The 19,471-nt window shown below is 61.2% G+C and carries 21 protein-coding genes; 8 read left to right on the forward strand and 13 right to left on the reverse strand.

Translation table 11 applies throughout. The annotated features are described in order from the left end of the window. Nucleotides 1-38: 38 nt before the first annotated feature. Both mgtE and G9X64_RS27560 read left to right on the forward strand, forming a co-directional pair. A complete protein-coding gene (gene mgtE, locus G9X64_RS27555) occupies nt 39-1,454 on the forward strand; it encodes a magnesium transporter (protein ID WP_168311363.1) in 1,416 nt (471 codons plus the stop codon). Between the two features lie 62 nt (nt 1,455-1,516). Then, nucleotides 1,517-1,909: a MerR family transcriptional regulator gene (locus G9X64_RS27560; protein ID WP_168311362.1), complete on the forward strand. Its 393-nt coding sequence runs from the start codon at nt 1,517-1,519 to the stop codon at nt 1,907-1,909. A 27-nt stretch (nt 1,910-1,936) separates the two neighbouring features. On the opposite strand, the gene G9X64_RS27565 is transcribed toward G9X64_RS27560, so the two are convergent. Next, entirely contained in the window at nt 1,937-2,926 is a 990-nt protein-coding gene (locus tag G9X64_RS27565; RefSeq protein ID WP_171377758.1) for a heparan-alpha-glucosaminide N-acetyltransferase, read from the reverse strand. After that, nucleotides 2,926-3,690, reverse strand: coding sequence for a DUF599 domain-containing protein (locus tag G9X64_RS27570; protein WP_168311360.1), 765 nt, complete (start codon nt 3,688-3,690; stop codon nt 2,926-2,928). The genes G9X64_RS27565 and G9X64_RS27570 overlap by 1 nt, the downstream gene beginning before the upstream one ends. Before the next feature lie 280 nt (nt 3,691-3,970). On the opposite strand from G9X64_RS27570, the gene G9X64_RS27575 reads away from it, so the two are divergent. Beyond that, the gene (locus tag G9X64_RS27575) at nt 3,971-5,167 is read left to right on the forward strand and encodes an acyltransferase family protein (protein ID WP_168311359.1); all 1,197 of its coding nucleotides are present in this window, start codon (nt 3,971-3,973) and stop codon (nt 5,165-5,167) included. Nucleotides 5,168-5,170: 3 nt separating this feature from the next. On the opposite strand, the gene G9X64_RS27580 is transcribed toward G9X64_RS27575, so the two are convergent. Beyond that, nucleotides 5,171-5,608, reverse strand: coding sequence for a VOC family protein (locus G9X64_RS27580; protein ID WP_168311358.1), 438 nt, complete (start codon nt 5,606-5,608; stop codon nt 5,171-5,173). Between the two features lie 505 nt (nt 5,609-6,113). On the opposite strand from G9X64_RS27580, the gene G9X64_RS27585 reads away from it, so the two are divergent. Both G9X64_RS27585 and G9X64_RS27590 read left to right on the forward strand, forming a co-directional pair. Then, a complete protein-coding gene (locus G9X64_RS27585; protein WP_171377759.1) occupies nt 6,114-7,517 on the forward strand; it encodes an L-serine ammonia-lyase in 1,404 nt (467 codons plus the stop codon). 54 nt (nt 7,518-7,571) lie between these two features. After that, the gene (locus G9X64_RS27590) at nt 7,572-8,009 is read left to right on the forward strand and encodes a DUF1489 family protein (protein ID WP_003559632.1); all 438 of its coding nucleotides are present in this window, start codon (nt 7,572-7,574) and stop codon (nt 8,007-8,009) included. Between the two features lie 90 nt (nt 8,010-8,099). On the opposite strand, the gene G9X64_RS27595 is transcribed toward G9X64_RS27590, so the two are convergent. The 7 genes from G9X64_RS27595 to G9X64_RS27625 form a co-directional block, all read right to left on the reverse strand. Continuing rightward, nucleotides 8,100-8,375: a hypothetical protein gene (locus tag G9X64_RS27595; RefSeq protein WP_168311357.1), complete on the reverse strand. Its 276-nt coding sequence runs from the start codon at nt 8,373-8,375 to the stop codon at nt 8,100-8,102. Nucleotides 8,376-8,488: 113 nt separating this feature from the next. After that, the gene (locus G9X64_RS27600) at nt 8,489-10,060 is read right to left on the reverse strand and encodes a serine hydrolase (protein WP_168311356.1); all 1,572 of its coding nucleotides are present in this window, start codon (nt 10,058-10,060) and stop codon (nt 8,489-8,491) included. Nucleotides 10,061-10,194: 134 nt separating this feature from the next. Continuing rightward, entirely contained in the window at nt 10,195-10,980 is a 786-nt protein-coding gene (locus G9X64_RS27605) for a hypothetical protein (protein ID WP_168311355.1), read from the reverse strand. A 202-nt stretch (nt 10,981-11,182) separates the two neighbouring features. After that, a complete protein-coding gene (locus G9X64_RS27610; RefSeq protein ID WP_011652094.1) occupies nt 11,183-11,788 on the reverse strand; it encodes a transglutaminase-like cysteine peptidase in 606 nt (201 codons plus the stop codon). A gap of 375 nt (nt 11,789-12,163) precedes the next feature. After that, complete coding sequence (gene pip, locus G9X64_RS27615; RefSeq protein WP_171377760.1) at nt 12,164-13,138, reverse strand: prolyl aminopeptidase; 975 nt, start codon at nt 13,136-13,138, stop codon at nt 12,164-12,166. A gap of 374 nt (nt 13,139-13,512) precedes the next feature. Beyond that, entirely contained in the window at nt 13,513-14,124 is a 612-nt protein-coding gene (locus tag G9X64_RS27620) for a PilZ domain-containing protein (protein WP_168311353.1), read from the reverse strand. Between the two features lie 124 nt (nt 14,125-14,248). Next, on the reverse strand, nt 14,249-14,893 hold the full coding sequence (locus G9X64_RS27625; protein ID WP_168311352.1) for a PAS domain-containing protein: 645 nt from the start codon (nt 14,891-14,893) through the stop codon (nt 14,249-14,251). Between the two features lie 265 nt (nt 14,894-15,158). On the opposite strand from G9X64_RS27625, the gene G9X64_RS27630 reads away from it, so the two are divergent. Further along, the gene (locus tag G9X64_RS27630; protein ID WP_168311351.1) at nt 15,159-15,947 is read left to right on the forward strand and encodes a rhomboid family intramembrane serine protease; all 789 of its coding nucleotides are present in this window, start codon (nt 15,159-15,161) and stop codon (nt 15,945-15,947) included. 91 nt (nt 15,948-16,038) lie between these two features. Continuing rightward, entirely contained in the window at nt 16,039-16,473 is a 435-nt protein-coding gene (locus G9X64_RS27635) for a CBS domain-containing protein (RefSeq protein WP_003539882.1), read from the forward strand. A gap of 68 nt (nt 16,474-16,541) precedes the next feature. Here G9X64_RS27635 and G9X64_RS27640 read toward each other — a convergent pair whose 3' ends face one another. From G9X64_RS27640 to folE, 3 genes are all read right to left on the reverse strand, one after another. Beyond that, complete coding sequence (locus G9X64_RS27640; protein WP_168311349.1) at nt 16,542-17,504, reverse strand: patatin-like phospholipase family protein; 963 nt, start codon at nt 17,502-17,504, stop codon at nt 16,542-16,544. A 117-nt stretch (nt 17,505-17,621) separates the two neighbouring features. Next, complete coding sequence (gene hisI / locus G9X64_RS27645; protein WP_017964406.1) at nt 17,622-18,074, reverse strand: phosphoribosyl-AMP cyclohydrolase; 453 nt, start codon at nt 18,072-18,074, stop codon at nt 17,622-17,624. A 25-nt stretch (nt 18,075-18,099) separates the two neighbouring features. Further along, the gene (gene folE / locus G9X64_RS27650; RefSeq protein ID WP_017960561.1) at nt 18,100-18,714 is read right to left on the reverse strand and encodes a GTP cyclohydrolase I FolE; all 615 of its coding nucleotides are present in this window, start codon (nt 18,712-18,714) and stop codon (nt 18,100-18,102) included. A gap of 306 nt (nt 18,715-19,020) precedes the next feature. On the opposite strand from folE, the gene G9X64_RS27655 reads away from it, so the two are divergent. Continuing rightward, on the forward strand, nt 19,021-19,467 hold the full coding sequence (locus G9X64_RS27655) for an iron-sulfur cluster assembly scaffold protein (protein WP_171377761.1): 447 nt from the start codon (nt 19,021-19,023) through the stop codon (nt 19,465-19,467). Nucleotides 19,468-19,471 lie beyond the last annotated feature (4 nt).

Genomic DNA, 19,471 nt, shown 5'->3' on the forward strand with positions numbered 1-19,471 from the left:
GCAGTCGTTGAAATTCGAACCAGATGCGAGGGCGGCAGATGACGACGACCGATGGGGACGACCGTATTCGCAGGCGTCCCGATGACGAGGAAGCCGATATCTACGACGAGGACGGCAATGTCCGCGGCGATTTCCTGGCGCTCGTGGGTGCCGCGATCGCCGACCGCGATACGCTGTTCCTGCGCCAGAATGTTGCCCGCCTGCATGAATCCGAAATAGGCGACCTGCTGGAATCGATCCAGCCGGATCAGCGCCTGGCGCTGGTGCGCCTGCTCGGCGACGATTTCGACATGACGGCGCTGACCGAGGTCGACGAGGCGATCCGCCGCGAGATCGTCGACCAGATGCCGAACGAGCAGATCGCCGCGGCGATCGGCGAGCTCGATTCGGACGATGCCGTCTACATTCTCGAAGACCTCGACAAGGAGGATCGGGAAGAGATCCTCGCCCAGCTGCCTTTCACCGAGCGGGTGCGGCTGCGCCGGGCGCTCGACTATCCCGAAAGCTCCGCCGGGCGCCGCATGCAGACGGAATTCGTCGCCGTGCCGCCGTTCTGGACTGTGGGACAGACGATCGACTACATGCGCGACGAAGAAGATCTGCCCTATTCCTTCTCGCAGATCTTCGTCATCGATCCGACCTTCAAGCTGCTCGGCGCCGTCGATCTCGACCAGATCCTGCGCACCAAGCGGCAGACGAAGATCGAGCAGATCATGCGCGAGACCAACCATCCGGTCCCGGCCGAAATGGACCAGGAGGAGGCTGCCCAGCTCTTCGAGCAGTACGACCTTCTCTCGGCCGCGGTCGTCGACGAAAACGGCCGGCTGGTCGGGGTGCTGACCATCGACGACGTCGTCGACGTCATCCACGAGGAGGCGGACGAGGACATCAAGCGCCTCGGCGGCGTTGGCGACGAAGAACTGTCGGACAATGTGCTCTCGACGGTGCGTTCGCGCTTCCTGTGGCTCTTGATCAATCTCGGCACGGCGATGCTGTCGGCAAGCGTCATCGGCCTGTTCGACGCCTCGATCGAGAAGATGATCGCGCTTGCAGTGCTGATGCCGATCGTCGCTTCGATGGGCGGCAATGCCGGCACGCAGACGATGACGGTGACGGTGCGCGCGCTCGCCACCCGCGATCTCGACATCTACAATGCCGGCCGCATCATCCGCAGGGAGGCAGGCGTCGGCATCCTCAACGGCATCGTCTTCGCGACGATCATGGGCGCGATCGCCGGCACCTGGTTCCACGACTACCAGCTCGGCGGGGTGATCGCGGCGGCGATGATCATCAATCTGATAGCGGCAGCCCTTGCCGGCATCCTGCTGCCGCTGCTGCTCGACAAGATGGGGGCCGACCCGGCGATCGCCTCTTCCGTCTTCGTCACGACGGTGACGGACTGTACCGGCTTCTTCGCCTTTCTCGGCATCGCCACCTGGTGGTTCGGCATCTGAACCGCCAAAATTGACTATTACGTAAAAGTCAATATTATCGTCTGTCGCACGACGGGGAACACATGCCGGTGAACAAGTTTTATAGCATAACGGAGCTGACGCGGGAATTCGGGGTCTCGACGCGCACGCTCCGCTTCTACGAGGACGAGGGATTGATCCACCCGGAGCGGCGCGGGCGCACGCGTCTTTTCCGGCAAGCCGACCGGCGGCTGATCGGGGAAATACTGCGCGGCCGGCGCATCGGCTTCACCATCGCGGAGATCCGCGAGATCATCCAGGTCTACAAGGAGCCGCCGGGCGAACTCGGCCAGCTGAAACTCCTGATGAAGCGCGTCGACGAGAAGCGCGACGACCTGCGCCAGAAGCGCAAGGATATCGACGACACGCTGGCGGAACTCGACTCTATTGAAGAGACTTGCCTCGGCCGCCTCGCCGAAATCGGCGTCAACACCTGAAAAGCACCGCAGAGCGATTGCTGGCGTTTATTGCGCCTCGGCGCTGCATTCGGCGGCGATCGTCTGAACCCGCTCGTCGTTCTGTATATCGATCGCGCCCGCCTGCAGCGGCGTAAACAGGGCCTGCGCCTGCAATTTCCCCAGCGTGCACTGGCAGAAGCTGTGGCAGAGCGCTTCGCCTTGGTGCATGACGCAAGAGGCGTTGCATTGCCTTAGGTAAGTTGCGATCGGATCCGGGGCTTGCGGCGGGATGACAAGGGAAATCCCATAGGCGATGCCGATCAACACCGGCTGGTGGATAAGATAGAAGGCAAGGCTGTGGCGGCCGAGCCTTGCCGGCCACCAGGAGCCGGTGCCGATGGCGGCAAGCCGGTGCAGCAGCCTGGTTCTGATGGCGATCGAGGCGATACTCAATCCAGCGAAGAAGGGCGTTGCCCAGGGAAACAGCGGCACGTAATCGTTGGACCGTTCCGGCGTCACCGCAAGGCCGATCCAGGCGAGATATCGGGGATCGAAGAAGGCTGAGCGAAGCAGGCCGGGTGGCCCGAAATTATCGGTGATCCAGGCGGCAAAGAGCGCGAGCGTGGCGACGAGCGTGAAGGCGAGCGGCAGTCTCGAGAAAACGACGCCGATGAGCGTGAGCACCGCGATGCAATGCAGGATGCCGAAATAGATCCACTCGTTCGGCATCGCGATGCGCGTGGCGATCGAGGTGAGCGCGGCTGCCGCGGCGATCATGCCGAAGCGCTTCCAGAAGGAGGGCCAGCGAATCTCAGGCTTGCTCGACAGCACCAGGCTGATGCCGACGATGAAGAGAAAGGTCGTGGCGATCGCCCGGGCATAGATCTTCAGCCAGCCGCTCTCGGCCGTGCCTGGCGCGAGATAGCCCATGAACTCCATGTCCCAGCTGAAATGGTAGCTCGCCATGGCAATCAGCGCGACGCCGCGCGCCGTATCCAATAGACCGATGCGCGGCGGTTTTGCCGCCGCATCGGCTTCCCTTGCCGGCAATGTCATCAAAGTCCCTCGGACAAATCATTTCCGTCGCTCGACGGCCTATCGCGGCGAATAGCAGAAAGGTGGAGATTTGATGGCGGGCTAGCATCCATGATCGCCAGCCGCGCCTCCGAGAAGAACTGCCGCCGTGCAAGCACGAAGATGACGATCGCCGTCGTCAGCATGAAGACATAGGGATTGATGAACCAGCCGAGATAGCCGATCGACAGGAAGATCGCCCTGAGGCCCTCGTTGAAATTGCTGCCGGCAATGACATTCATGCGGATGACGCGTTCGGCCGCCCGCTCAGCGGCGATGATGTCGCGCTCGGTGTCACGCATCATCGGGATCGAGCCGAAGAGGATGGTGCAGTAGTTGAACAGCCGGTAGGACCAGCCGAATTTGAAGAAGGCATAGCCGAAAAGCGCTGCCAGGCCGCCGACCTTCATCTCGAAGACGGCATGGCCGCCATGGAAAACGAAGGGCAGGTCGGCGAAGACGGCGTCGACCTTCTCCGTCGCGCCGAGCAAAGCAAAGCAGCTGCCGATCGCGAAGATCGAAGTCGAAGCGAAGAAGGCGGTGCCGTTCTGCAGGCCGGCCATGATCTGCGTGTCGATCATCTTCAGGTCGCGGCGCAGCGAATTGTAAATCCATTCCCGGCGCCGTTCGGTCATCGCATGGGTCAGGCTGGTGCGCCCGAAGAAGGTGCGGCCGTGCAGCAGCCAGGAATAGCCCATCCAGACAAAGGCAAAGAAGGCCAGAGCGATATAATCCGCCATCGTCATCAGTAATTCCGTCTCCGCATGAACGCGGCCACTATGCCGCAAGTCGGATTATGCCGCATGGCCCAGTTCGGCGGCTTAACGCGGGCTTTCGGCATAATCGAGCCGTCGGGAAACGACAAGGCTTTGTGGATAGCCGACCGGCATCTTCTGGAGGGAGCCCCGAAATCCGTCTTGTCAATCGGGCCTGCATGGCAACCGGCACACGAGCTACCGTGTTAACCGCTTGTAAAGTTGTGATAGCCAATTGTTCATGACTGAAAACCTGATTCAAAAGTGACCCATGAGCCGGCCGGATTACATTCCCAGTCTCGATGGCCTGCGCGGTGTCGCTGCGCTTCTGGTCGTTGAAGCCCATATTGGCTTTATCTTTCCAATCACAGCTCCGCATCTCGTGACGCTGGGCGACGAAGCTGTCGGTTTGTTTTTTGCTCTCAGTGGCTTCCTGATGGCTCATCTCTACGGCTCACGGCCATTCACGAGAGAAAACGTATTGGATTTTCTTGTGAGCCGCTTTGCTCGCATCTATCCGGTTTACCTGGCGGCCGTCGTTTTCGTGGCGGTGCTGTCGATCATGCACAATCTGGATTTTGTTCAGCCTATCGTTGGCGTCACAGATTTCGTGCGTCATGTCTTTCTTCTCGGCTCGAGTGGTGTTTTCTGGTCGATACCACCCGAGATCCAATTCTATCTGCTCTTTCCTGTCCTGTGGCTTTGCCTGGCCCAACCGCACCGCTATAGCGGCGTGATTGTCGGCCTCACGGTGGTCGTCGTCGTGGATGGGCTGGTTGAATTGCCAGGCCCGGGAATAATGCTCGTCTCCAAGCTTCCTTACTTTCTTTTCGGCGCAATTGCCGGGATGATGCATTCCTACTGGAAAGGATGGATTCCATCTGCCCTCACAGGAATTTTAACGCTTTTCCTTCTGGCGGTGTTCTTCACTTACAGGCATGTCCTGTCGGGCTTTTCCCCTGAATTTTGGAGCCTGCAAAGTGCGGTGGCCGCGGCCGTCATTGTCGGGCTCGTCGCTCGACAGCCGCCCATCGCCGCACATGTCCTGGCAGCTGCACCAGTACGGTTTCTAGGGAAGATCAGCTTCTCACTTTACCTTTTTCATGTCCCCATAATGTTCCTGGCGCGTCTAACTTTTGATGCCTTGATCCCAGAACCGGCGCTCATCGTGGTGACGCTTTTCGTTGCGGCGGTCGGGGCATGGTTCATCCACGAGACGATCGAGGTTCCCGGCCGGCGGCGGCTGGCCCTGATATGGCAGGATAATCGCTCGCGTATGGTTTCGCGCGAAACTCCGGCTGATCAAATGGACCGCGCGATCCTCAATCTGCAACAGATCGAAAAGCGCCTGCAGAGCAGCGCAACTTCAACCACGGCCGATCAACGACAAATCTCGACGACGCCCGAACCCGATGGGGCCGACGGCACGGTCATTCAGGATAATCGCAACGAGAAGCTTCGCGCATAGCGCTCAGCTGAGTTCTTGGGCGAGTCCGATAAGAAGCCCTTCAGGCCCGCGAATGTAGCAGAGCCGATACGTGTCTTGATAGTCCACTACGTCGCCTACGAGCTGCGCGCCGCGCTTGCGGAGCCTTTCAAGCGTGTCATTGATGTCGTCCACGGTGAACATGACGCGGAGGTAGCCCAGGGCGTTGACCGGGGCGTTGCGGTGATCCTCGACGGCAGGCGGCGTGAGGAAGCGGGAGAGCTCGAGCCGGCTGTGGCCATCAGGTGTGCGCATCATGGCAATCTCGACATGCTGATCGCCCAGTCCGGTGACGCGTCCGGCCCATTCTCCTTCGATCGTGGCCCGCCCTTCGAGTTCGAGGCCGAGTTCGCGAAAGAAATCAATCGTCACTCCGAGGTCTTCGACGACGATTCCCATGTTGTCCATCCGTTTGAGCGCCATATGTCCAATCTCCCAATCTGCAAGGTGTCGTCTAATCTAAGAACGGACAGGTTGCTCAACCTTGCCCGGCCTCCATCCGGGGTGCCCGCATCAACGAAGGAGTTCAACTTGCCGGGCGCTGTCCAGGCCGGCCTCCGTCAGTCCTGTTCCATCGACGTCCGGAAGACATTGGGAGCCGGTGCAGACTGTCAAGATAAGGCAACCATTTCTTCCGCCGCATAGCCCTCATGACCCCAGCGCTTACGCTCAGATCGCGATCCAGTCTTTTCCTACTCTTTGTCCAATGGGTTCCACGCCGATATCGGCATAAAGCTATTCCGAAAATCGGATTCGATTTTCGGAAAGGATTATGCGCAAGCTCAAAGTGCTAGCGCGTCCTATTGGAGTCGCGGCGCTCTAGTCTGCAGTCCGAATGTCGCACCGGCTCCATGCGATGTCGGTGCGCCGCACGGATTCGAAACCGGCCTCGCTTAAGCTTGCATCCTCATATTCAGAAGGCGCACCCATGTTTCTCTCGGTATTCGATGTCTTCAAGATCGGTGTCGGGCCGTCGAGCTCGCACACGATGGGTCCGATGTCGGCGGCCAACCGGTTTCTCGAGCTGATCCTGTCGAACGAATGGCCGCGCCCGTCATCGGGTGCACAGGTCACAGCCATCAAGGTCAGCCTGCACGGCTCGCTCGCCCATACCGGTATCGGCCACGGCACGGGCAGGGCTGTCATTCTCGGGCTGATGGGCGAGGCGCCCGACAGCGTCGATCCCGACAAAATGGACGGCATCGTCGACACGGTAGAGCGCACCGGCCGCATCATGCCGGAGGGCCATCCCGGCTATCAGTTCCAGCCGAAAACCGACCTGATCTTCGACAAGAAACAGCCGCTGCCGGGGCATGCCAACGGCATGGTCTTTTCCGCCTATGACAGGGACGGCCGGCTGCTCGTCAAGCGCATCTATTATTCGGTCGGCGGCGGCTTCGTCGTCACTGACACCGAGCTGGAGCAGATGCGGGCGAAGAAAAACGCGGCTGGTGGGATGCGCGTGCCCTATCCCTTCTCCACCGCCAAGCAGATGCTCGAGATGGCGGCGCGCTCCGGGCTGTCGATCGCGCAGATGAAGCGGGCGAATGAGGAGAGCCAGCGCAGCCAGGAGGAGCTCGATCAGGGGCTCGACCGCATCTGGGAGGCGATGCGCTCCTGCATCGAGCGCGGCCTCAAGGTCGAGGGCATCATGCCCGGCGGCCTCAACGTCAAGCGGCGCGCCCGCAGGATTCACGACAAGCTGGAAGAGGAATGGCGCAGCAACCGCATCAACCCGCTGCTCGCCAACGACTGGCTGAGCGTCTATGCGATGGCAGTCAACGAGGAGAATGCAGCCGGCGGGCGCGTCGTCACGGCGCCGACCAACGGCGCGGCCGGCGTCATTCCGGCGACGATCCGCTACTACGAGCATTTCCATGAGGACTGGGACCAGAACGGCATCCGCGACTATCTGCTGACGGCTGCCGCCATCGGCGGCATCATCAAGCACAATGCCTCGATCTCCGGCGCCGAGGTCGGCTGTCAGGGCGAGGTCGGCTCGGCAGCGGCAATGGCTGCCGCGGGCCTTGCCGCGGTCATGGGCGGAACGCCGGAGCAGATCGAGAACGCCGCCGAAATCGCGCTCGAACATCATCTCGGCATGACCTGCGATCCGATCGCGGGCCTGGTGCAGGTACCCTGCATCGAGCGCAACGCGCTCGGCGCCGTCAAGGCCGTCACGGCAGCCTCGCTCGCCATCAAGGGCGACGGCCAACATTTCGTGCCGCTCGACGCCTGCATCGAAACAATGCGCCAGACCGGGCATGACATGAGCGAGAAATATAAGGAAACCTCGACCGGGGGGCTCGCCGTCAACGTCGTCGAATGCTGAGTTTGTGGATGCTTGATGCTTGACGCTCGCTGCCAAAAGGATTTCAACGGCAGCATGGCATTGCATCTCATCAAACTCTGTGTCGGCGCCGACTCGATAGACGATCTGCGCGAATGGGTGGCGGAACGCTCACTGCGCGCCATCGCCGCCGGGCTCGAGCCGCATTCGGTGCATACGACGCGCATGGCGCCGAAACGGATGGAGGAGCTGCTTGACGGCGGCTCGCTCTACTGGGTGATCAAGGGGCAGGTGCAGGCGAGGCAGAAGCTGCTCGACATCGAGACCTTCACCGACGGCGAGGGGATTTCGCGCTGCCGCCTGATGCTCGGCCCGGAGGTCATCGAGACCGCCGTGCAGCCGAAGCGTCCGTTCCAGGGCTGGCGTTATTATACTGAGGATGACGTGCCGCGCGACCTGACAAGCCTTGGCGCCGGCATTGCCGAAATGCCCGCTGATCTTCGACGCGAACTTACGGACCTTGGTCTGCTCTAATCCCGGAAAACCGGAGCCGATTTCCGGAAAGGTTTATGCGTGGATTGAACGTCTTCCGCGCGTCCTTTCGGACCCGCGGCGCTCTGCAGTTCAGCGCAGGCGCAACTGCACCGGCGCGCTGCCGTCCGGCGAGGTCACATGCAGATGGATGCGGGCTTCGGGCTGGGAATAGCGCCAGGCGCGGGCGCCATGGCACAGCAGCAGATTGATAAGGTCCCGGGTCTTCGCAGACTTCGCCTTCGGCCTCTGCAGGCCGATTTCGGCGAGGCGCATAGCCGCCTCGTGCAACGGATGCAGGGATGAGCGCCCCTTGGCCGCCATGCGGCGGTCTGAAGGCATTCCCGGAACATTCTCATTGATCGCCATTGTTTTCCCCGTACGCAATACTGATCGAGTTCAAGAACGGTGGCCGGAAACGCAAACACCGGTTCCGGCCGTCACCGATGCCGCCGGCCATCTTGCAAGCAGCATCGAATAGCTCATTGGGCAGCCGCCCAGCACTTGATGCCGGCCTTCTTCAAGGCCTTGCAGGCGTTGACGGCATCGCGCTGATCGTCGAAGCCGCCGAAGCGGGCGCGGTAAAGCTGGTCACCACCAGCGGCATAGGCGACCGCGAAAGGCTTTGCCGAGGCCAATGCCTTGCCGCCCTTGCTCTTGGCGCCCTCCAGAAGCTCCATGGCCATCTGCCGGCTCGGCGAGACGCCGACCTGCACCACCCAACCTGCCGGGCCATTGCTGGTTGAAGCAGCACGAGTCGGGGAGGGAGTGGTCGAGGCGGTTGTGACGTTATCGACCGACGTATCGCCCTGTTCTGACGGCACAGATGCGGGCGTCGGCTTTGGTGCGGCGGCCGCTGCCTGCTGCTTGAAGGTCATGGTCTTCACCTTGGCCGGCGCCGGTATCGGCTGGGCTACCAGCGGATTGTCGGATTTCGGTGCAGCGGTCTCGGCATATGCGACCTCGGTCTCGGCGACCTGATAGCGCGCATCCGGCAGCGGGCCTTTGTGCGGCAGGCTGAGATCGGCAGCGGCGGCCGAAACGGGCGGCTGCGCTGCGGTGATGGTCTTCGCTACTTGCTGAGCCTTCTGGGGCTGGACCGGAGCCGGCGTCACGATCATCGCCGGGGCAGGGGCTGCCTGGGCGATCAGCGCCGACGATCCGCCTCGGCTCGATGCCTTCGGCAGATAGGTGGCGATCAGATTGCGCATCTGGGCATCGCGGGCAGGCGTCGAGGCACCACCCATCACGACGCCGACGATCGACTTGCCGTCCACCTGCACCGAGCTTACCAGATTGAAGCCGGCCGCCCGCGTGTAACCGGTCTTGATGCCGTCGACGCCACGCACCGAACCGACCAAGCGGTTGTGGCTACGGATCGTGCGGCTGCCGAACTTGAAGGCGCGGGTGGAGAAATAGCCGTAATATTGCGGAAAATGCTGGCGAAGGGCGATGCCGAGGCGGGCCTGGTCGCGCGCCGTCGTCATCTGCGCCGTATTCGGCAGGCCGTTCGCATTGCGATAGGTGGTGCGCGTCATACCGAGCGCATGCGCCTTGGCGGTCATCAGCTGGGCGAAGCGATCCTCGCTGCCGCCGCCGAGCATTTCGCCGAGCGCGGTTGCGGCATCATTGGCCGACAGAGTGACGAGACCGAGAATGCCTTGTTCGACGGTGATCGTACCGCCGGCGCGCACGCCGAGCTTGGTCGGCGCCTGGGCTGCCGCATGGGCGGAGAAGGGAACCGGCGTATCGAGGCGGATGCGACCCTGCTCCAATGCCTCGAAGGTCATGTAGAGGGTCATCATCTTGGTCAGGGAGGCGGGGTACTGCAGCCGGTCGGCGTTCTCACTGTAGAGAACGTTGCCGGTCTTGGCGTCGACGACGATGCCTGCATATTTCGGATTTGCCGCTTCCGCGTCGGCATTCACCGAATCGACCATGACGATCGTGACGGCCACCGAAAGGATCGCCAGCAGCCTTGCGAAAAAACTGCCGGATCGGGACGATGATACGGAGGAGACTGACCTTGACACTATTCCACTCTTCGCTTGCATTTCAGATATTTGGCACTTCAGATTTTGGCAGGAACCGCACACCTCCCGCCGCACAGCTCGTCTTCTAAAATTACCGGTTGGGCGTTACCAATCCGTTTATGATGAATCGTTTATTTCGCCGTTCGTGGAGCATTTTAGGGACTTGTTGCAGAACGGTTCACAAGACGCGCGTCTACAAAGGTGCGGATAGCGGCATCAATATGTTCCCAATCGTCGAGATGGCTGCTTGAGAAGCGGTAGAGAACGCTGAGATCCCGACCGACCTTGATATCGCGCTGACAGTCTCCGCCCGCCGCCTTATCCGGGGCTGACGGCAATATGCAGCGCACGACGTAATCCGGCCCGCCCTTGACGGGCGCCGTCAGCAGCACCTCGTCGCCGTAACCCGCATCGGCGCGAAGACGGTGCAGCGTCAGCCCGTCGCGGAAGGGCTCCGCAGGTCCTTCGAGCAGATGCGAATAGATCGGCTCCAGCCGCCCGGACATGTCGCGCGACATGGTGCTCTGGGTGATCTGCAGGAAGATCAGCCCGGAGGATTGGGTGATATCGTCGAATCGAAGGTGGTTTTCCTGGCCGTAACCCTGCATTTCCGGCCAGGCGAGGTAGAGATCGACGCGCTCGGCGGCGCCTTCATGCCTTTGACTCGGGAAGCGGATGGCATTCTCGGGGAATTTCACGGTGTCGCGGCCGATGGCCAGCTTGATTTCAGCCGTGCTGTCGGTGTTGCCGGCGAGCGAGATATGCCGGCCGAACCAGCGGCCGCCGATGCTGATGGCAACAGTCAGGACCGCCAAAACGGCAATCACCGCCATCGCGCGGAGGAGAAACCCCATGGAAAGAAGCGGCTGCTCGTCGGGTGCGCTGTGCGCGGCATGGCTCATGGCGGTTCTTCGGGTTTCGGTCCGCCGCAGGAAGAACATGAGCCGCCGGTGCCGATGATGAATCTCATCGCCATGATCGGACCGGCAAGGTTAACAATTCGCTAAGATGTTGATGGGTAAGGCTTGAAAAGGGGCGAGCCGTTCCCGGGACAGCGGGAACGGCTCTTGGGCGCCGGTCGGGGACGGGATGCGGGGACTGACCGGGCCGCAGCTGCAACCGGCAATGGCCGGCAGGCTGTGCTTACTTGACGCTACCGACCGCGACAGCGCGGCCGTCCTGAAGCTTCGACCAGCGGGCCGGATCGTCGGCGGACTGGCGCTTTAGATAGGTGTATTCGGTATCCGACCACAGCAGCACCTTGTTGCGCATATTGTCGAGGATGAAGTCGCCATGATCGGTTCGAACCGTCAGCACGGCATGGCCTTCCCCATTCGGCTGCAGCACGACGGTGATCAGTGTGTCGGACGGCGAGAAACCGTCATCGATCAGCATCTTGCGCTTCAGCAGGGCATAATCCTCGCAGTCGCCGACGGTGCGCGGATAGGCCCAGCGCTCCTCGACACCGTAGATCTGCTCATCCGTCATCGGCTGGATCGTCGAATTGACGGTGTAGTTGACTTTGAGAATTTCCTTCCAGCGATCCTCGGTGAGGATGGCCGGTCCGGCATCGCCTCCGACTTCGACACATTCCGTCGGATTCGCCTTGCAGAATTCGTAGTGTCCGATCGGCGGGCTGGCATTGCCTGCCAGGGCCATGCTGGCGGGCATCGCCTGTCCCGAACCCGCCATTGCCATCATGATGGCACCGGCCAGAAGGCCGCCTTTCAGGATATTCGCAGTTGTCATTGCCGTCTCCCCGTAAGTTGAGGTGACAATGGCACAGACGTTTTTATCCCACGCAAAATTAGGCAATAGAATTAAGGGCTTAGTTGATTCAAATGCCGATAAAACTTGGCTAAAAACAGATTCGAATACGCCTAAAATTCGATGCGGATTTGTCTCGAAGTCGATTAAAATTGTAATCCACACAACAAGGCTTTCGCCCGCAAAAAGGTTGCGCTGCCGTCGTCATGTTAAGGATTTTCGTTGAGCCGGATAAATTTCGGTGGCCGGCCGGCAGTCTGCCGCGACGTGCGGCCGGCCATCGATGCCGCCGGTATTGACCGATTCGGTCGGTTCGAAAGCAGTCTATCGCTCAGATCGCCGATGTGGGCGGGAAAATTATTTTTGAGGAAAATCGCGAAATCGATCGGTGGCGGTCACAATCGCCGCGCTCATATCCGGATTTGCGTTGGAATGTGCAGCATGCGGAAGGATGCTGAGCTCGCTTTGCGGCCAGGCGCGGGCGAGTTCCCAAGCCGTGACGAGCGGCGCCTCGATGTCGAACCGTCCCTGCAGCAGGATACCGGGGATGCCGGTGAGCCGTGCTGCATTCTTCAAAAGTTGGCCGTCCTCCAGCCATGCACCATTGATGAAGTAGTGGGTGATGATGCGGGCGCGCGTCAGCATATAGGCCGGATCGGCCCAGCGGCGCGGCCGGCCTTGGGGATCGGCGAGCAGGATCGAGGCCGCCTCCCAATCATGCCAGTCACGCGCCGCCTTGAAGCGCGTTTCCGGATCCGGATCATTGAGGAGACGATGATAGGTGGCAACCATGTCCTCGCCTTGTTGCTGGCGGCCAGGAGGAACCGCCTCACGGAAACGGTGCCATTCTTCCGGAAAGAGCGGCGCCATGTCGCGATAGAGCCAGTCGATTTCCGAGCGCCTTGTCGTGGTCACGCCTGCGATGACGATCGCAGCAACTTGCTCCGGATGGGTTTCGGCATAGGCGAGCGCCAGCGTCGAACCCCAGGAATTGCCGAAAAGTAGCCAGGTGTCGATGCCGAGACAGGCCCGCAGTCGTTCGATATCGGCAACGAAATGCCAGGTGGTGTTGAGGGAGAGATCGGTCTTAGGATCGGCAGCACTCGGCAGGCTGCGGCCGCAATTGCGCTGATCGAACAGAATGATTCGGTAGGCGTTGGGATCGAAATAGCGCCGCGCCGCGGTCGAACAAGCGGAACCAGGGCCGCCATGCAGCACCAGCGCCGGGCGGCCCGCCGGATTGCCGCAGGCCTCCCAATAGATCAGATTGCCGTCGCCCGTATCGAGCAGACCATGATCATAGGGTTCGATTTCGGGATAAAGAGCTGACATGCGCGCACCTGCGATCGAGGCGGGCCTTATCCGTCATATCCGTGACGAATGGATGACGGGCGAGGGCGAGGCATTCCCGGACGCAAAATCACTGCACAAGCTGGGCAACCTCATTGGTGCCGATCGGTGTCGCAGCTTGTTCCACTCATAATATTATCTACCGACTGGGTGGAACGACTTACGACAGGATTTCGCGCTTGCTTTCCAAAGCCAAATTCGTTGCCGCTTGCAAAGCTCTTGCCGTGAAGTGCCGGCTTTTCAACACGACCTGACCGGGCGCACGCCGGACCCGGCAACCGCGTTCGATGGAAGTTCGTCGAGAATTGCGCCCCGCCACGGAATCCCCGGCAAGGCAGCGCCATTTTCCGCAGCTGTTAAAGGAATTCGCGCAGCGTCTCGCGGGACTGGATCGACAGGAATTCGATCGCCACGCCTTCGACGAAATGGCGCACGACGCGACCACGCATGTTGCCGAGGCGCACGGCCGTTCCGATCGACGGGCGCATCTCGACGTCGACGGCGGCGCCCGATAGCGAAAGGTCCATGATGCGGCAGGAATAACGCGTGCCGTCCTCGAGCGTCAGCTCGGTCTTCGTGTCGCGTGGCGTCAGACGGTCGTGGCGGCGATCCTCGGGCAGGCCGAGTTCATGCTTGTTGGCAAGCCAGGTGAGCTGGGCCGCGAGCTTCTCGCGCTTCCGGTCGGTGGCGTTGATCGACATGGTGAAGCCACGGCCATCGATCGTCTGGACATAACCTTCGACGCGGCCGAGATGGTCGATATAGGCGACGACGCGTTCGTTGGTGCGCGGCCGGCCGGGGCAGGTGACGTACATATCGCCAGGCGACATGTCGATGACCATGCATTCGAATTCCTCGTAGTTCGCAAGCATCAGCCGGCCCTGCATATTGATGGGCACGCGCTGGAAAACGCCCTGTTCAGGGCGCGGCGCAGGTCGTTGCGTCTGAGCTGGCTGGAACGAGTGCATCAAAGGGCTTCTTCATGAAAATCGCAGAGACCGATCTTTACCCACAATCCATTAACAGAAGGTTGTTTTGCCCGGTCCCCATATAGCGGAAAACGAGTATGCCCGATGTCCTAAAATAGGACCGTCAGCGAGCCTCCACGCTCAGCAGCTGCGACACCATGCGGCGCATGACCTGCCCGAAATGGATGCTTTTTCCAGCGACGATCCTGTTGATGGGGCGCGGTTCGGCCGGTGCTGGCTTGTCGAATTTTTCGGGCAGCAGGCGGCTGCGGTCGAGCGCCAGGAATTCGAGCGGTACGATCTCCAGCCAGCTCGCGGCCGCTGCTGGCGCGATCGCGCCAAGCAGCCGGTCGCAGGCGCCGTCCGGCGAACGCAGCGGCATCATGATAATCTCGAAGGAGGCCTGATGACCAACGGTGCTGTAGCCGGTGGCGTTGAACAGGGCGGGCATGGCATGATCCATGACGCCCATCGCCGTGCGTTCGATGTCCGCGAACTGACCATTTGCCCAGAGAGACGAAAAACGTTCGCCGCGCAGGTCACGCCCAAAGAGATCACAAATGCGGGTGCCGGCGAGCCGGAAGCAGATATCTCCGCCCTCGCGCGTCTCCAGAATAAAGAGACTTTGAAGAAGATGGGGGACGGCGGAGGGGTCGACCTGTGATTTCAACGGCGCATCGGCAGCGCCGCGGATACGGTTCCAGTAGTCAAAAATCTCGATGGTCGTTTGTAGCCGCATTTCACACCAACCTGTCTCATTCCGGAGCATTTTCAGGCAGTCATTGCCCGTACAGGCTCTACCTTGCGGGTTTCATGCCAAATCGCGGCGGTTAAGGTTAAGAGATGGTTTCGGTTGAGATGCGATGCCCGTCGTGACACTGTCCTGCCATCGCTTCGACTTTCGAAGTTCAGCACAACCTGCCCGGGCCGAGGTTTTATCCTGGAACTCCGGGTCACGCCGTCCGGCACTTCGGACGGCTTTTTTTTTGACAGTCGCTCCTGTATGGCTGTGGCCTCAACGAGGCAAAAGACAGATGAATGAGCAGTCGGCCGAGCCGCATAAGGCGCCCGAACCTCCCGAGGTCCAGCCGCCGGCACGGCCGCGCGAACCGGTCTTCAACCTTCCACCGGCGCTGTTCTTCAGTCTTTGCCTGCTTGGTGTCATCTATGCGGTGCAGGAGCTCCTGCTGTCCGACGACGCGCTGAACTGGCTGTTCTTCACCTTCGGCTTCGTTCCCGCCCGCTATGTGATTCCGCTGTCGCAGCAGGGGCCGGAGCTGTTCTGGACGCCCGTCACCTATTCGCTGCTGCACGGCAGCGTCCAGCATATCCTCTTTAACGCCTTCTGGCTGATGGCCTTCGGCGCGCCGGTCGTGCGCCGCATCGGGACGCTGCGTTTCGTGCTCTTCTGGGTTTTTTCCGCCGTCGCATCCGCCGCCCTGCACGCGGTCCTGAACTGGGGGGACGTGTCGCTGCTGATCGGCGCGTCGGGCGTCATCTCCGGGCTGATGGGCGCCGCCTGCCGATTCGCCTTTCCGGCCGAACGTCGGCCGATGGCGCCGGCGCATTTCAATCCCCGGCTTTCTATCGTCGAGGCGCTGAAGAGCCGTACCGTCATCATCTTCATGCTGCTCTGGCTGGTCGGCAACGCGCTGATTGCGGTCGGCATCCCGCTCGTCGGCGACAGCGACCAGGCGATTGCCTGGGACGCGCATATCGGCGGTTTCGTCTTCGGCTTCTTGCTGTTTTCGCTGTTCGACCGGGCGCCGCGCCCGCCGGTGATGGAGCCTGACGGAACGGAGAAGGATATGTTGCAATCCTGAGCCGGGCAGTGCACGATTGACCTATCCGCGCTGGGGGGAGAAACCGCCGCGGATGCCTGTGACAAGTGTTTCACGGACATAGGAGGTTCGAATGACCAGTTCAGTTAAAGCAATCCTCGACCTGAAGGGCAGGGACGTCATCACTGCCGCGCCGAGCACCACCGTCGCCGAGGCGGCCGCCATCCTCAGTAAGAAGAAGATCGGCGCCATCGTCGTCGTCGGCATGGAGAATCGGATTTCGGGGATGTTCACCGAGCGCGATCTCGTACATGCGATCGCCAAACACGGCAAGGAAGGCCTCGACCAGCCGCTGGCCCAGGTCATGACAGCGAAGGTCTACCGCTGCCATGAGGAGACGACCGTCAACGAGCTGATGGAGCTGATGACCAGCCGCCGCTTCCGTCACGTGCCGGTGGAAAGCAATGGCAAGCTTGCCGGCATCATTTCGATCGGCGACGTGGTGAAATCGCGCATTGCCGAAGTCGAGCGTGAGGCCGAGGAAATCAAGGCCTATATCGCTGGCTGAGGTTTCGCCGGCCGTGCTTGATCGATGTCGTTGCCGCCAAACCGCTGCGGGCTTTTGGACGACCTGCATCAGGGGTGGGTGGCGTAGACTTCCTGCATGCGTTTGATCTCGGGGAGCCGGGCCTTGGCTTCCTCGTAGCCGCGTTCGATCGCCTCGCCGGCCCGGTGGAATTCGGAAAGGCCGATATAGCTGAGACGCGGCTGCAGCGAAATGTCCGGCGGGTCGCCGGCAAGGCGGGCGCGGGCGATCCTGTCCTGGATGATGTTGAAGGCCTGCACCATGACGCCGGTCATGCCGAGGCGCGCATAGGGCGCCTCTTCCTGTTTCTGCACTTCCTGGGCCGACAGGCTGGCATTGTGCCGGACGACGGCCGAGCGGCCGTAGAGATCGTAATTGAGATTGACGGCAACCACGAGCGGCTGCTCGTAGGCGCGGCAGACGGAGACGGGGACGGGATTGACCAGCGCGCCGTCGACCAGCGTGCGGTGATTGCTGCGCACCGGCTCGAAAATGCCGGGCAGGGCATAGGAGGCGCGCAGCGCCGTAATCAGCGAACCATTGGCGATCCAGACCTCGTGGCCGGTATTGACCTCGGCCGCGACCGCGACGAACGGCCGGTCGAGATCCTCGACGTTCAGGCCTTCGAGATGTTCCTGCATGCGCTTGGTCAGCCGCATGCCCCCGAACAGGCCGCTGCCGCCAATCGTAAGATCGAGGAGACTTGCGATCCGGCGCATCGTCAGCGAGCGCGCGAAACTTTCGAGTTCATCGAGCTTGCCGGCGAGATAGCAGCCGCCGACCAGCGCGCCGATCGAGGTGCCGGCAATCATGCCGATCTCGACCTTTGCCTCGTCGAGGGCGCGCAGCACGCCGATATGGGCCCAGCCGCGGGCAGCGCCGCCGCCGAGTGCCAGCGCGATCTTGATTTTCTTTTGAGGCGCGGGAGGCGGGAGCATCTCGAGCGTGGTCGACATGCCGGAACCGGAACCCTCGCCTTCAGAGCTTTGACGATGCAGACTCCAGCTCAGCATGGCGCTCTCCCCTCCCAGCAGAACACTTGATTTTCGATAGTGTGCCCGATCAGTTTCCAAATGGTATATAGAAGCGGTTTCTGGCGCAATAAGGAGCAAATGTCGGAGAATTCGGGGCTATTTCCCGTAGACGTCCTGCGGATCGAAATGAAGCTCGTCGTCAACGATATCCAGCATCGGCTTTCCGTCCCGCAGCGTGATCGTCCGGTAGAAGCAGGAGCGGCGGCCGGTGTGACAGGTGGCGTCGTGGCCGGCGACCTCGACCTTCAGCCAGATGGCGTCCTGATCGCAATCGGTGCGGATTTCCTTCACCGTCTGGAGATTGCCCGAGGTTTCGCCCTTCTTCCAGAGCTTGCCGCGCGAACGGCTGAAATAGTGCGCCGTGCCGGTCTGGATGGTCAGCGCCAGCGCCTGGGCATTCATGTGGGCCACCATCAGCAGTTCGCCGTCACCGGCGTCGGTGACGATCGCGGTGATCAGGCCGCGGTCGTCGAAACGCGGCGTGAAATCGCCGGCGTCTTCCAACGCGGACTTGTCCTCGGATGGTTGATTGAAGATCAGTTGACTCATCGCGGCCCTCCTGAGGGAGCCGGTATCAGCGGCTCCGCACCATGGTCATGAAACGGGCCTGATCGGCCGGCTCGGTCTTGAACGTTCCCGTAAACGTCGTCGTCAACGTGGTCGAGCCCTGCTTCTGGACGCCGCGCATCGCCATGCACATATGTTCGGCCTCGATCAACACCGCGACACCGCGCGGATTAAGCGTATCGTCGATGGCCCGGGCGATCTGCGCGGTCATCGTTTCCTGGGTCTGCAGGCGGCGGCCATAAATCTCGACGACACGGGCAATCTTCGACAGGCCGAGCACACGCCCGTCCGGCATGTAGGCGACGTGGGCCTTGCCGATGATCGGAACCATGTGGTGTTCGCAATGCGAGTAGAACGGAATATCCTTGACGAGGACCATGTCGTCGTAACCGGCGACCTCCTCGAAGGTGCGGCCTAGCACGTCTTCCGCCGCCATATCGTAACCGGAAAAAAGCTCGCGGTACGATTTGACGACGCGGGCCGGCGTTTCGAGCAGGCCTTCACGTGTCGGGTCGTCACCGGCCCAGCGCAGCAGAACGCGAACGGCTTCCTCCGCCTCCTGCTGGGAGGGGCGATCCGAGTCGCGGTTCGTCTGCGGAAAATTCTTTACGATGGCGTCCATGAACAATGGTCTCCTGGTCCGCACCGCGGACCCATCTGTCGGAATCGCCACTGGTCAATCCCATGCGGGAATTCATGCACCTTTGGCAGGCTCCGGGGCTTTCAGGGCAAGTTCACCCGTCCGGCACGGTTTCCCAATCAAACTTACACCAGGCCATTGCATTTTCATGGCCTTCGAACGACATACATATAGGAAGACGGCCATCGTATGTAAGTATCCTCACACGACACGGTGTGTTTTTTGTTTTGACGACAATAACGCCCCCACAGAGGCCGATCCGCAATGATTTTGGAGCGGAAATCCAGCATGGACGATATCTACAACAGCAAAATCCTCGAATTCGCCGGCAATATTCCGTTGACCGGTATGCTTGATGATGCCGATGCGAGTGCCCAGGCCCATTCCAAGCTCTGCGGCTCGAAGGTGCGGATCTGGCTGAAGATGGATGGCGACACCGTGACTGGTTTTGCTCATGACGTGAAGGCCTGCGCGCTCGGCCAGGCCTCGTCCTCGATCATGGCGCGCCACGTCGTGGGCGCCACGTCGGACGAACTGCGTCAGGCCCGCCAGGACATGCTCGCCATGTTGAAGGCGGACGGGGCGGGGCCTCATGGACGGTTCGAAGACATGCGCTACCTGTTGCCGGTGCGGGACTACAAGGCCCGCCATGCCTCGACGATGCTGACCTTCGATGCCGTCGTCGATGCGATCGGCCAGATCGAGGCGAAACGGGCGGAAATTGTCGAGGCGTAACTGA

It is taken from the genome of Rhizobium sophorae, assembly GCF_013087515.1.
Lineage (GTDB): Bacteria > Pseudomonadota > Alphaproteobacteria > Rhizobiales > Rhizobiaceae > Rhizobium > Rhizobium sophorae.